Below are 12,827 nucleotides of genomic sequence, written 5' to 3'. Positions count from 1 at the left end.
TATTTACTAAAAGCTAAGAGCACTATATTTAACGAGAACGAATCATGTCACGTTCCGCATATTTATAAAGCAGTAACCCTAAGAAATTTACCACAAACATCCACTTCAAGAAGTACCATATATCAATGTGATAAGCGGGATAATTGGGGGCAAAGGCATGTCTTATCAGCTCAATATTGTGAATAAAAGGATTGTATAGCAAATAACTAAAATAAGGTTCAGGAATGATATGAATGGGGTAAATAATACCAGAGGCAAAATACAGTATAGTGAAAAATATAGTAATTACCTTACTAATTTCACCACCATAGAAGCCTACTACCATCATAATCAGCGCTACACCAAAACTAAATATAAATAGCGTTATCCAGCAAAATAAAACCACATGCAAATGCTCTAAACTTGCATAAATATTAAAAAAGGCCAAACCCAATAATAATAATATAGAAGTGAAAAAATAAATAACCAGCTCTAAAAACGAGCGCGCGATGATCACATCAATATGTTTAATTGAGCGATACATTAGCAGGCCTTTATTCGCATCAACAGCCCCTAATGCCCTTGTAGCTATTCTTTGAAACATGCGAAAAGGTACCATCCCTGCTACCAAAAACAGGGAATAATCCATTCCTGGAACCAAACGCTCACGAATCGCTCCAAAGATTACTAAAAATATCAATACTTGAAAAAGAACTTCCAATGGCGCCCACAGGTAGCCCAAACGATAACCACCAAAGCGCGTTTGTAGCTCACGCATTAGTAAAGCATGAAAGGCGGCGCCCATGACTTTAAGGCCACTGCGATGCTTAATAGGACGATAAGGAGGCAATTGTACAGACATAGCGTTACAGGACTTCACCAAAAACAGCCCCTATGATAAGTAAGAGGGACATAAGTTACAAGAAATAATCTGTGAGTAGGTAGATAAAGCTATGATTTAGCAAGAAATTGGCAAGTAAATAGCAGTAGTAATGATTGTTTATTGAGCTTGTATCATTAATACAGACACTGTCTAACGACTTATTTTAGACAAAAAAAAACCAACCACAAAGGATTGGATTTATTCATACTACGCATTACTGCTATATAGATGGTGGCGATGGAGAGACTTGAACTCTCGACCTCACGATTATGAGTCGTGCGCTCTAACCAGCTGAGCTACATCGCCATTTAAGGCTCGGTATAATACCGATAGAGGTGGATATCGTCAACCCCTAATTGGCTTTTTTTGCAAAAAATCTAAATTTAATTCAAATTAGTTGTAAATATTAGAGCATAAACAATAAAAAAGGTTTGGTAAACCGATAAGCCGGGTTCTGTCGTGGACGATCATTCCTCTAGGCGTATCATCGCTGATACGCTCAAGCAACCTACCCGCATCGAACGCGGGCCGCGCCATGTCGATGCCTATTTGGTCTTGCTACGCGTGGAGTTTACCATGCCGTGAGATGTTGCCACCCACGCGGTGCGCTCTTACCGCACCCTTTCACCCTTACCTCACGTGCTGACGCGAGGCGGTCTGCTCTCTGCTGCACTGGTCGTCGGGTTACCCCGCCCAGCCGTTAGCTGGCACGCTGCCCTATGTAGCCCGGACTTTCCTCCCCTGCAAGTCTGTTAAACAGTATGCAGCGGCGATCGCCTAGTCTACCAAGGGCGCTAGTATAGCAAACCAAAGGATTATCTGGAAATATCTTTTGTGTTTAATTTTAACTCATCGAGCAGTAGACTTTAGCAGTCTCAGACAAAGTCGTTTGGCAGGTAAAAATCTGGCAAGGCTCTAGGTTGCTCAGCCTTTATATATGGCAACTTAAGCCAATGCGTAGCTGGGTAGTACTGCTGTAGGTATTTTCTCAAAAAATCAATCGTGCTATTAGCAATCTCAGCATCCGTCTGAGCAGCATTATCATGAATGGGGTTATAAATCACACTATGCACAGACAAACCGCGCTGAGTAATAGCTTCAAGGCTAAGCAGCGTGTGATTGATACTGCCAAGACGACCAGAAGTTACCAATATAATAGGATAGTCTTGAGTAGCAATATAATCTAAGATTAATAATTGCTCTGTAATAGGTACGAGCAAACCACCTGCGCCTTCTAGCAGCACCACGTCATAGTTTACTTGCAATTGCCGCGTCGCGTGAGTGATGACATCAGGGTCTAAAACTGCGTTAGCAAGTTTTACCGCCAGATGCGGTGAGGCAGGCTTGTGATAACGATAAGGACAGGTTGTAAAATCCAAATCATAAGACTGTAGAGGAATACCCATTAACCTACGATGAGTGATAATGTCATCAGCAACTTCCATCTCGCCCGTTTTTGGATTTATGGACACGCCCGTTTGCACCAGCTTTTGAGTGATGACGTTGACGCCTTGTTGCATCAATGCGTTAGCAATTATTCCAGTCGCGTAAGTTTTGCCAATGTCGGTATCGATACCGGATATAAATAGGACGCTCATATTGAAGCTCTATTGGTGACAGAAACCTGATTCAAATAAGAAGTGACAACGGTTAGTAGCGCTTGGCACAATGTCACTAGCTCATCGTCAGTAATGACATAAGGCGGCATAATATAGACCAATTTTCCAAAAGGTCTGACCCAAATACCATTGTTGATCAACAACGCTTGAAAAACTGGCATATCAACGGCTATCTCTAGCTCTATTACGGCAACTGCTCCCAAACACCTCACTTCTTTCACACCATTTAATGCCATAGCAGGCGCAAGCTGCTGCTGCATCACAGCTTGCATATTCGCCGTACGCGCCTCGATATCATAAGACATGATTAAATCAATCGACGCACAAGCGACCGCGCATGCCAGCGGATTACCCATAAAGGTCGGCCCATGCATCAGCGCTGGATAATCGCTATGATGGATGGTATCCGCAATTTGTCTTGTACATAAAGTGGCGGCAAACGTCATGTAACCGCCCGTAAGCGCCTTGCCAATAGTCATAATGTCAGGGCTAATATCGGCATGCTCACACGCAAACAGCTTGCCGCTGCGTCCAAAACCAGTAGCTATCTCATCGGCAATCAGCACCACATCATAATCATTACATAGCTTACGTAACAATTGCAGATACTCAGAGCTATAAAAACGCATACCACCTGCACCTTGAATAATAGGCTCAATGATAAATCCTGCTAACTGCGAACCGTACTCACTAAAAAACCTAGTTAATTCATCGTGCTCAGACTGAGTTAAACGGCGCTCAAAGCCTAATGGGGGCGCTGACACGAAGTGCTGCATCGGAAGCTGCTTGCCGTACAAGCTATGCATCCCATTAACAGGGTCACAGACACTCATGGCATGCCATGTGTCTCCGTAATAACCAGAACGTGTAGAAGCAAATTGTCGTTTGGTTGAGCGTTTGGCTGCGATTTGATATTGCAGCGCCATTTTAAGAGCCACTTCTACTGCAATACTACCGCTATCGGCATAAAAAATAGCATCTAGGCCTTTTGGTACGATAGAGAGCAGCTTTTGACCCAAATCTATCGCTGGCTGATGCGTCAGGCCGCCAAACATCACATGCGCCATTTTGCCTAGCTGCTTTGTAATAGCCGTATTTAGATCGGGGTGATTATAACCATGTACGCTCGCCCACCATGACGACATGCCATCGATAAGGCGCGTACCATCTTCGGTGACGATGTAGATACCCTCTGCATAGTCAATAACGATATTAGGATAAGTGGGCGGTAGGCTGGCGTAAGGATGCCACAGGTGGTTTTGATCAAAATCGCTAGTAGCAGGTTTCGTCATAGCACACTCTTAAACATCAAACGTGGGGCAAATTGAATATCCATATTCGTCATATTATTCCTAGTTTTTAGCACTTCCATATAGATAGTGAACTCAATTTAAAATAGGTAAAGTGCGACTGGGATGAATTTTTCGTAGCCTCTGTGATAGCAGCAAGCAAGGGAAATTTATACCAGTCGCATACAACTATTAACGTAACGATTTTATTTTGAGCTGAGTATTTATCAATAGCATAATCTACAACGCATCACTGACCAGTGATACGTTTATATTTAGCCAATAAATCATTTTCGGTCTCAAGGTGGTTTGGATCCTTAGGAATACAGTCCACAGGACAGATGACCACACATTGCGGCTCATCAAAATGACCGACACATTCAGTACATAGATCGGGGTCAATGACATAAATATCTTCCCCTTCTGAGATGGCCTCATTTGGGCAAGCTGGCTCGCATACGTCACAGTTAATACATTCGTCAGTGATTAATAAAGCCATAAACTGCTCCTATTAAATAAGTAGGGCTATGAGCCAAGTTTGTTAATAAAAGCTTGTGAGACGCACTTGGGTACAAATTTACTCACATCACCATCAAGCTTGGCAATCTCACGAATCATCGTCGATGAGATAAATGAATAATGCTGAGATGGGGTCAAAAACACTGCTTCAAAGCGCTCATCAAGCTCACGGTTCATATTGGCGAGCTGAAACTCATACTCAAAATCTGACATGGCGCGCAGGCCTCGTAATACCGCGGTAGCATTTTTTTCACGCATAAAATCTACCAGCAGCCCTTCAAAGCCCACCACCGATACTTGCGGTAAGTCAGCAAATACCGTCTCTACCAAGCCAACACGCTCCTCAAAGCTGAACAACGGCTTTTTATGATGGCCTGAGGCAACAGCGATTACCACTTCATCAAACAACTTGGTCGCACGGGTGACCAAATCAACGTGGCCATTCGTAATAGGATCAAAAGTACCTGGGTATAAAATTTTGGTATGTAGCTTTGAAGACTTTGAAGATTCTAAAGATTTGGCAGCGTTCGAAAATTCCGACGCATTAGAATTTGGAAGGTTAGAATCTAAGTCATTAGAAGTAGTTGCTGAATTCATGGCAAGGCTAATTTATTGGTTAATAATAGCGCTTATGCTAACAAATTTTGGTTAAACATAATACTTATCTATGGTCAGTACTTAGTATAATTTTTAATCCAAATCTACTGAATATTGATAACGCATGACTACATTTGCCCTAACATTTTTAGTAGTAGCTTTGCTACAATAGACGGTTCGACTCATCCATCTTAGCATCACAAAAATATAATCCGTATTAGGGTTAGGATGAGGAATAGTTAGACAAGGACACGGTGTGTTGTAGTCCTTATGGAGAATTTATGTCAAAAAAATCAAGAAAACCTGACAATCAGATTTGCTCAAACAAAAAAGCGCGTCACGAGTATTTCATAGAAGAGACGTTCGAGGCAGGATTGTCCTTACAAGGCTGGGAAGTCAAAGCCATCCGCGCTGGTAAAATGTCCATTACCGAAGCTTATATCACTTTTCGTAACGGTGAAGCGTTCTTGTTTGGGGCACATATTCAGCCACTATTATCAAGCTCAACGCATGTCAGCCCTGATAGTATCCGTACGCGTAAGCTGCTGCTCAATCGCCGTGAGATTGATAAACTCTACGGCGCGGTCAATCAAAAAGGCTATGCTTGCGTGCCGTTATCATGCTACTGGAAGCGCTCTATGGTGAAATGCCAGATCGCCCTTGCCGTTGGTAAAAAGCAACACGATAAACGCAAAACCTTAAAAGACCGTGATTGGGAACGTGATAAGCAGCGCGGCTTTAAACAGCATTTGGATTAATACCCTAACTAAATTTACTTTACGGTATTAGCCTTCAAAAAAAGGACGATTCAACTTTAAGCTGTGTTGTCCTTTTTTCGTTCTAGGTATAAATATAATTTCACAAAAGCAATCTACTTATACTGACAACTATTTAGGCGGTTTTAGTGGTTAGCGTTACTTTTGTTTCTCGATTTGCCTTACGTAACTGACGGACGCCATGAATAATCAAAAACCCTATCCCTAACCAAATCAATCCGTAGCTGTATATCATCGCTGACTCAAATGGGTTGCCAAGTACCGTGATAGCTAAGATAAATAATAGCGCAGGCTCGATATAACTCATCATGCCATAGACATTGACTGGTAGCATTTGGCTAGCATCGACGTTGGTTTTCATTGCCAACACGCTAAGTACGCCTAATCCTATAAGCATCATAATAAAAAACCCAGAACCGCTAACGAGCATCAAACTGGTCGGTGCAACGAAGAATAAGTAAGCCATTGCAAATGGTGCAAAGAGAGTCAAGTCAACCAATAATCCAGTGATTGCGCCAATACCTTGCAGACGGCGAATGATATAGTACAGCGGATACGTACCACAAACCCACAAGGTCGCCCAAGACACGCTTTGGTGCGCACAATTTCACTGCCCACACCTAAGGCAGCAAAAGCAACAGCCAACCATTGTAAGCGGCTTAATTTTTCGCCAAACAAAACGCAACCGAACACCACCATCATGAGGGGAAATAAAAAATACCCCATCGCGGTTTGGACGCCTTGACCGTTGACTGGTGCCCACATAAACAGCCAAAATTGACTAAGAAATATTGGTGTCGGCAATAGCAACCATGCCCATTGTTTAACAGAGCGCAAGCTTTTTAACTTTTCAACATGCCTCCCCAAACGGCCGCTAACCATGAGATACCCTACCAAAGCCGTCCACATCGCTAACATCCGCCAGATAAATACTTGCGTACCTGATAACGGTGCCAAAAAACTGCTGTACGCATAAAGCACACCGAATAAAAGATTTGATAATACAGCCAGTGCTACGCCCATTATTAATGTACGTTGCTGTACGCTGCCCGCTGTCCACATTGCAGGTAACGGCATGCGCGCAACAGTAGTTGCGAATGTATTAACAAAGACAGTCGATAGCGTTGAGATAGTCATAAACAGCACCATAAGTTTGAATAAACGTTAGAGAAATTAGCTTTTATTTTGTATGGAACAAGCTTTATCGATATGGTTTATTCTACTAAGATGTAAAGAGATATTATCTCTATATGGATATCATTTTGAATTTTTTTATCATATGTACGGTAATAAAATAAATTATCTATCAATAATTAGTTTATAGTGATAATAATTACTATAGGATTCTATAAATGAGCGAAACTTTAGATGATATTGATAAAGCCATTTTGAATTTATTACAAGATGATGCAACGCTGCCATTAAAAACAATCGCAGAACGCGTTCATGTGTCTATCGCTACGGCCCAGCGACGTATTCAATCACTCACCAATAATGGTGTCATTACCAAACAAGTCGCTATCGTCGATCCCAATAAAGTCGGTTACGGGCTTACCGCAGTAGTAATGATAGAGATGGCGCGCTCTAATACATCTATGCAACATCGGTTTGAGCGCTTGATGCATGCACAATCTCAAGTCATGAGCTGCTATGAAGTGTCGGGCGATGCGGATTTTATGCTGATGGTCAATGCCAAAAACATGCAGGATTATCATCAATTCACCACAGGTTTGCTCACTTATGAAAACAACGTGCGCAACTTTAAAAGCCAGTTTGTGATGAACTTTACGAAGAGTGGGACGAAAATTTTGTTGGATTAGCTGCAGATAAGCTGTTGTATTGTCGATACATTTAGCGGACTTATCGTTATTAACCACTTATAAATGGTAAATACTGGAATATTATCTCACGCTATCAATAACTTATCGCTACCTGAGGGTAATTCATGTTAAAATGAGCGGTTTTTAAAGGCACAGAAAACCTGTCCGTCTGCCTTTAAATCCTCTTTATGCTCTACAGCCAAACTCTTAGCTAATAGGTCCGCCCATGTCTGCCGATACCATCGCCCGCACCGCCTTTAAACAAGGCGTCAAACCGCTTTACGACTATGATAAACATTGGGCAAGCTGCTATGAGCCCGCTCCTTACTTGCCGATGACGCGTGCTGAGATGGATGCGCTCGGTTGGGATGCTTGTGATGTCATTATCATCTCAGGTGATGCTTATGTCGATCATCCAAGCTTTGGCATGGCAATTATTGGTCGTCTATTAGAGTCGCAAGGCTTTCGTGTCGGTATCATTGCCCAGCCTGATTGGAAGAGTAAAGACGCTTTTATGGAGCTTGGCAAGCCCGTCTACGCTTACGGCGTCACCGCGGGCAATATGGATAGCATGATTAACCGCTACACCGCTGATCGCAAGATTCGTAGTGATGACGCTTACTCACCAGGAAACGTCGCCAATAAACGCCCTGACCGCGCGGCTATTGTCTATAGTCAGCGCTGCCGTGAAGCTTATCCTGATGTGCCGATTATCTTAGGTGGTATTGAAGGCAGTCTGCGCCGTATTGCTCATTATGACTATTGGTCAGATAAGGTGCGCCGTAGTATCCTCCTCGACTCTCGCGCTGACGTTTTATTGTATGGTAACGCTGAGCGGGCCATCGTCGATGTGGTACATGGTCTCTCAAAAGGCTATACGTTTGAGCAAATGAGCAAGCTACGTGGTACAGCTTATTTGCTGTCGCCTAGCCGTCGCCATTGGCAAGCGGATATGACTGAAGTGGCAAGCAACGATGTCGATACCGTCGGCCGTGTCGATCCCATTATCAATCCGTATGTGATGACCGAAGACGTTGATAGCTGTAAAATCGAGCAAGAAAAGCCTAGCGATTCGCCAGTTGGGCAAGCCATGACAGGAATGTCTGCCCAATATGCTGGCTTCGTCGCAGAGCCAGTTACCAATAAAGTTATTAACGCTGATCAAGTCGATGAAGATACTCAAGTGGTGCAGCTGCGAGGGTTCGACAACGTCAAAGAAAAGCCTAAGACTGCGCGTAAATATAAACTTAAATTACCTGCTCGTGAAAAGACTGTCATTCGCCTACCTGATTATGAGCAAGTCAAGTCTGATCCTGTTCTTTATGCTCACGCCAGCCGTATCCTGCATTTAGAGACCAATCCAGGTAATGCTCGTGCGCTGGTGCAGCGTCATGGTAGTGGCGGCGGCAACTCGCACACTGCTATCGATGTATGGCTCAATCCACCACCGATTCCACTCTCAACTGAAGAGATGGATTATGTGTTTGATCTGCCCTATGCACGCTTGCCGCATCCAAGCTATGGCGATGCGCGCATTCCTGCTTATGACATGATTAAGTTTTCGGTCAATATCATGCGTGGCTGCTTTGGTGGTTGTACGTTTTGCTCTATCACTGAGCACGAAGGACGTATCATCCAAAACCGCTCAGAAGACTCTATCTTACGTGAAGTCGAAGCCATCCGTGATACTGCGCCAAACTTTACTGGGGTGATATCTGACCTTGGTGGTCCAACTGCCAATATGTATCGCCTAAACTGTAAAGATGAAACCATTGAGAAAAATTGCCGTAAGCCGTCTTGTGTCTATCCTGATGTCTGTGAAAACCTGCTTACTGATCACAGTAATTTGACTCAGCTATACCGTAAAGCCCGTGATATCAAAGGCGTCAAAAAGATTCTTATCGCTTCTGGTTTGCGCTATGACTTGGCAGTAAAAGATCCTGAATATGTCAAAGAGTTGGTCAGTCATCATGTCGGTGGGTATCTCAAAATCGCACCAGAGCATTCTGAAGAAGGCGTGCTATCGAAGATGATGAAGCCTGGTATGGGCAGTTATGACGCATTTAAAGCGATGTTTGAGCAGTTCAGTCAGGAAGCGGGCAAAGAGCAGTATTTAATTCCTTACTTTATTGCCGCACATCCAGGCACCAAAGATGAAGACATGATGAATCTTGCGCTATGGCTTAAACGCAACGATTACCGCGCTGACCAAGTACAAGCGTTTTACCCAAGTCCAATGGCGACGGCAACCACCATGTACCACACGCATAAAGACCCGCTACATAAGATCAGCCGTAGTGAAGGTGATATGGATATCGTCAAGTCTGGCAAGCAGCGTAAATTGCACAAAGCGTTCTTGCGCTTCCATGACCCGAAAAACTGGGTACTGTTGCGTAAAGCATTACAAGATATGGGACGTAGTGACTTGATTGGTAAAAACCGTGGCTGCTTAATTCCGCCATTTAATGCCAGTTTGGAAGGTCGCGATGCCGCACAAGACAGCTATCAATCAGCGCGCAAAAAGAACAGCCGCCTTGGTAATGACTCAGTGAAGCGTAGCAATGGCTCAACCAACAACACTTCAGCAAAGAAGTCAGCGAAGAAAAATACAAAACGAGTGAGCAAAGGTAACTTCCAAACGCAGCATACTGGTTTACCGCCGCGTAAAACCAAGTAGCGTTAATAAGTCGTATTAAATAGTACAAATGATAGGCTAAACCTTATCAGTCTATAGAAGTAAGACAATAAAAGCGTACATCAGCTCCCAAGCCGATGTGCGCTTTTTATTTAAACTGGTTTATTGAGCCTGATAATTATCGATATAATCAATTCACTCTAAAAATGTCGCAGCGCGACTGATAAAGTTTTCTTGCTTGCCGTGCTTACGCACACAGAGGCTGCAAAAATCACACAGAGGCTGCAAAAATCACTATCAGTCGCGCATTCAGATAAAATATATGCCACTTTAATTTAGAGTTTTTTAGGTTCTCTAAATTATGAATTACATTAGCCAGCGATTACGTAACGTGAATAACAGCTAACAAACAATTTCTAACAATCTATCGTCTCTATTTTCGCTAATATGTGCGTCATATGCTTAACGCATTGTTAAATACAAATAAATGATATGACTGGATGTTTTTGGAGAGAATTATGAAGACCCTAACTAAGATTGCCACTGCCCTACCTGCCCTTGCTTTACTTAGCGCTTGTGCGACTACCGCACCAACGCCTACCGCACCAAATACTCCAACAACGCCAAGTCCTACTACACCTGCTTCAGAAAGCGTAACTGATGCAGCCTATGATCGCATGGCGCCAGCGCCTTATACTTGTACTGATGACAGTCAAATTCTTGCCAAACAATCTATCAATAAAAAGCAAGTGATGCTAACTGCCACACTCCCTAAAGTAAACTGGTCAGAACAGCCAATTATCTTAAATGGCAGCGTAGAAGGTGATACCGCAAGCTATGTAAATGAGTCAAACCCAGAAGTTGTCTATGCATGGCATATGAAAGGCGATAAAGGTATCTTAGCTATGAAATGGGCTGATGGTAAAGAATACCAAGTAAACTGCCAGATCGGTAGATAATGGTTAAGGTTGAATCGTTAACCTTGCGCATTTGAACGATATAAAAACAAAATAAGAAACAGCAAACCGAGAGCAGTCATCGAAAGATGGCTGTTTTTTTATGCGTCTAGTCCATAAAACATATAGTCAGTTCGAAATAAAATTGATACGTTAATAGCGATGTGCTACTGGGGTAAATTTTTCTTGCGTGCTGTTCGCAAGCATGACAGAGGCTGCAAAAAATTTACCTCAGCAGCACCGTATCAGTTTTAAAGCGAACCAACTATACCTGTCTTGCCGATATTTCTGTAACAATCGCTCGTTTGCTGCATTTCGCTAGAGAAGCGCAGCGAAAGCTGGCAAAATAGCGCTTATATAAAAATTTATGACCAATAATAAAGAGGATACGTCGATGACGCAGCGTTTAATGAGTATGATGATAATCGCTACCGCTAGTATGTGGGCGCTAACAGGCTGCGATAATAGTGCTGATACGACTGACAGCGCTGATAAAGCTACCGAGCCAGCTGTCTCAACCTCAGACTCATCAACGCCAGACAAAACGATCGACTGGTCTTTGGTAGCGAGCGGTCAGGAGCCTGCTAACCTCGCCGATTACAACTATCCATTTGCACGCGATAGTCAAAATGTACGCGACTACGCCGAGTATTTCGATGTAGATAACGCCACGGCCCAGCATAACCTGACCGTGAGCATGGCAAGTAACGAAGCACTGTCAAAAGTGCTCGATCAAATCAGTGATAGCTATACTTCTCACGAGCTGACTGATGACAAGGATATGACGCTTATCATCCATACTACGCCTGACATCGCTGCCAGTAGTTATGATTATGTGCTGTCTGATGACTTCGCTAAAGGACTGGTGTTACCTATTGAGATTAAACCTGATGGTAAGAAAGGTAAAGTGAAGACGCATGGAGAGATGCCACCATAGAGAATTCAGCAGGGATGCTAATAATCCCCATCCGCTGTAAGTTTTACTGAAGCAGTTTTTTCATCTTGATGTCGAGAAAAGTACTTATGTATTTGACAGGCTGTTATAGAAGCTTAATAGTTTTCCAATATCAGAGGGTACGCAAAACGCACCCTCCCCGAAACTATTTACTAAAGCAAAGCACGAATAAGCATATAACTACCCATACCTACCATCATCACGTTTTCAGTTAATGAGATAGCCCCTAATGGCACATTACTATCTCCGCCCACGCAGGCACACTTTAGCTCTCGCTTATCAATATATACCGCTTTTATCACTGAGACGCCACCGATTAACCCAATCGTAAGTGCGACTATACCAGCTATAGGATTGAGCCAAGGTTGATCGGCAAGCATGGCAATCCCTGCAAAAGCTTCTAAAAACGGATATACATAACCATACCGCACTACCCGCCTTGCCAATAAATCATAGCCCAAGAATCCAGTCGTAAAGCTTTCTAAATCTTCAAGTTTTTTGATGGCCAGCACACACATAGATAAGGCGACAAACCACATCAAAGCTTGCATGGACAATACACTAACTGATAGAGCCCAGCATAATGCCAAACTCATTAAAGCGGTGACAGAGAATATCGCGATGATGGGCGCATAAGTAGTATCATCATCACTTGTGGCTTCGCTGTTACCTAAGAATACCTGTAGCTCTTCATTACCACCAACGCGCTTGCCTTCAATAAAGGTTTGCGGTGTGGTTTCAACACCCAAGGTATTTTTGACCAAGCTGTTTTGGTCTTGGTTGGTAATATGTCGATCGA

General features: G+C 43.2%; 13 protein-coding genes, 1 tRNA gene and 1 other RNA gene. 5 read left to right on the top strand and 10 right to left on the bottom strand.

Features of this window, described 5'->3' with window-relative positions; all coding sequences use genetic code 11:
- Nucleotides 1-28 precede the first annotated feature (28 nt).
- The 7 genes from PENNN9_RS02275 to coaD all read right to left on the bottom strand — a co-directional run bounded on the left by PENNN9_RS02275 (nucleotide 29) and on the right by coaD (nucleotide 4,886).
- Entirely contained in the window at nucleotides 29-784 is a 756-nt protein-coding gene (locus PENNN9_RS02275) for an ABC transporter permease (protein WP_227511696.1), read from the bottom strand.
- 307 nt (nucleotides 785-1,091) lie between these two features.
- Nucleotides 1,092-1,168 (bottom strand) — tRNA-Met (locus PENNN9_RS02270).
- Nucleotides 1,169-1,289: 121 nt separating this feature from the next.
- Nucleotides 1,290-1,651: RNase P RNA component class A (gene rnpB, locus PENNN9_RS02400), an RNA gene on the bottom strand.
- Between the two features lie 86 nt (nucleotides 1,652-1,737).
- Nucleotides 1,738-2,460: a dethiobiotin synthase gene (gene bioD / locus PENNN9_RS02265; protein ID WP_058368139.1), complete on the bottom strand. Its 723-nt coding sequence runs from the start codon at nucleotides 2,458-2,460 to the stop codon at nucleotides 1,738-1,740.
- Entirely contained in the window at nucleotides 2,457-3,773 is a 1,317-nt protein-coding gene (gene bioA / locus PENNN9_RS02260; protein ID WP_058368138.1) for an adenosylmethionine--8-amino-7-oxononanoate transaminase, read from the bottom strand. Before bioA ends, bioD begins: the two co-directional genes overlap by 4 nt.
- Before the next feature lie 247 nt (nucleotides 3,774-4,020).
- The gene (locus tag PENNN9_RS02255) at nucleotides 4,021-4,269 is read right to left on the bottom strand and encodes a YfhL family 4Fe-4S dicluster ferredoxin (protein ID WP_058368137.1); all 249 of its coding nucleotides are present in this window, start codon (nucleotides 4,267-4,269) and stop codon (nucleotides 4,021-4,023) included.
- 26 nt (nucleotides 4,270-4,295) lie between these two features.
- On the bottom strand, nucleotides 4,296-4,886 hold the full coding sequence (coaD, locus tag PENNN9_RS02250) for a pantetheine-phosphate adenylyltransferase (protein ID WP_227511695.1): 591 nt from the start codon (nucleotides 4,884-4,886) through the stop codon (nucleotides 4,296-4,298).
- 281 nt (nucleotides 4,887-5,167) lie between these two features.
- Between coaD and smpB the strand changes: the two genes are divergently transcribed.
- Nucleotides 5,168-5,644, top strand: coding sequence for an SsrA-binding protein SmpB (smpB, locus tag PENNN9_RS02245; protein WP_058368136.1), 477 nt, complete (start codon nucleotides 5,168-5,170; stop codon nucleotides 5,642-5,644).
- 133 nt (nucleotides 5,645-5,777) lie between these two features.
- Here smpB and PENNN9_RS12945 read toward each other — a convergent pair whose 3' ends face one another.
- Together PENNN9_RS12945 and PENNN9_RS12940 are read right to left on the bottom strand one after the other, a co-directional pair.
- Nucleotides 5,778-6,152: a hypothetical protein gene (locus tag PENNN9_RS12945; RefSeq protein WP_227511694.1), complete on the bottom strand. Its 375-nt coding sequence runs from the start codon at nucleotides 6,150-6,152 to the stop codon at nucleotides 5,778-5,780.
- Complete coding sequence (locus tag PENNN9_RS12940) at nucleotides 6,149-6,799, bottom strand: EamA family transporter (protein ID WP_227511693.1); 651 nt, start codon at nucleotides 6,797-6,799, stop codon at nucleotides 6,149-6,151. Before PENNN9_RS12940 ends, PENNN9_RS12945 begins: the two co-directional genes overlap by 4 nt.
- A 215-nt stretch (nucleotides 6,800-7,014) precedes the next feature.
- Between PENNN9_RS12940 and PENNN9_RS02235 the strand changes: the two genes are divergently transcribed.
- The 4 genes from PENNN9_RS02235 to PENNN9_RS02220 all read left to right on the top strand — a co-directional run bounded on the left by PENNN9_RS02235 (nucleotide 7,015) and on the right by PENNN9_RS02220 (nucleotide 12,010).
- Nucleotides 7,015-7,482, top strand: coding sequence for an Lrp/AsnC family transcriptional regulator (locus tag PENNN9_RS02235; protein WP_058368135.1), 468 nt, complete (start codon nucleotides 7,015-7,017; stop codon nucleotides 7,480-7,482).
- Nucleotides 7,483-7,708: 226 nt separating this feature from the next.
- The gene (locus PENNN9_RS02230; protein ID WP_058368134.1) at nucleotides 7,709-10,159 is read left to right on the top strand and encodes a YgiQ family radical SAM protein; all 2,451 of its coding nucleotides are present in this window, start codon (nucleotides 7,709-7,711) and stop codon (nucleotides 10,157-10,159) included.
- A 476-nt stretch (nucleotides 10,160-10,635) separates the two neighbouring features.
- On the top strand, nucleotides 10,636-11,076 hold the full coding sequence (locus PENNN9_RS02225; protein WP_058368133.1) for a hypothetical protein: 441 nt from the start codon (nucleotides 10,636-10,638) through the stop codon (nucleotides 11,074-11,076).
- A 391-nt stretch (nucleotides 11,077-11,467) separates the two neighbouring features.
- Complete coding sequence (locus PENNN9_RS02220) at nucleotides 11,468-12,010, top strand: hypothetical protein (RefSeq protein ID WP_058368132.1); 543 nt, start codon at nucleotides 11,468-11,470, stop codon at nucleotides 12,008-12,010.
- Nucleotides 12,011-12,180: 170 nt separating this feature from the next.
- On the opposite strand, the gene PENNN9_RS12775 is transcribed toward PENNN9_RS02220, so the two are convergent.
- Nucleotides 12,181-12,827 (bottom strand): MauE/DoxX family redox-associated membrane protein (locus PENNN9_RS12775; RefSeq protein ID WP_058368131.1); only part of this gene is annotated, 647 nt, incomplete at its 5' end.

It is taken from the genome of Psychrobacter sp. ENNN9_III (assembly GCF_001462175.1).
In the GTDB taxonomy this organism is placed as follows: Bacteria; Pseudomonadota; Gammaproteobacteria; order Pseudomonadales; family Moraxellaceae; genus Psychrobacter.
This window is presented reverse-complemented; position numbering and strand designations above follow the sequence as displayed.

Bases quoted from the DNA above. Each gene is read 5' to 3' on its own strand.
- PENNN9_RS02230 (WP_058368134.1), top strand. From the start codon at position 7,709: ATGTCTGCCGATACCATCGCCCGCACCGCCTTTAAACAAGGCGTCAAA.
- PENNN9_RS02255 (WP_058368137.1), bottom strand. From the start codon at position 4,269: ATGGCTTTATTAATCACTGACGAATGTATTAACTGTGACGTATGCGAG.
- PENNN9_RS02225 (WP_058368133.1), top strand. From the start codon at position 10,636: ATGAAGACCCTAACTAAGATTGCCACTGCCCTACCTGCCCTTGCTTTA.
- bioD (WP_058368139.1), bottom strand. From the start codon at position 2,460: ATGAGCGTCCTATTTATATCCGGTATCGATACCGACATTGGCAAAACT.
- PENNN9_RS02235 (WP_058368135.1), top strand. From the start codon at position 7,015: ATGAGCGAAACTTTAGATGATATTGATAAAGCCATTTTGAATTTATTA.
- smpB (WP_058368136.1), top strand. From the start codon at position 5,168: ATGTCAAAAAAATCAAGAAAACCTGACAATCAGATTTGCTCAAACAAA.
- PENNN9_RS02275 (WP_227511696.1), bottom strand. From the start codon at position 784: ATGGGCGCCGCCTTTCATGCTTTACTAATGCGTGAGCTACAAACGCGC.
- PENNN9_RS12940 (WP_227511693.1), bottom strand. From the start codon at position 6,799: ATGACTATCTCAACGCTATCGACTGTCTTTGTTAATACATTCGCAACT.
- PENNN9_RS02220 (WP_058368132.1), top strand. From the start codon at position 11,468: ATGACGCAGCGTTTAATGAGTATGATGATAATCGCTACCGCTAGTATG.
- coaD (WP_227511695.1), bottom strand. From the start codon at position 4,886: ATGAATTCAGCAACTACTTCTAATGACTTAGATTCTAACCTTCCAAAT.
- bioA (WP_058368138.1), bottom strand. From the start codon at position 3,773: ATGACGAAACCTGCTACTAGCGATTTTGATCAAAACCACCTGTGGCAT.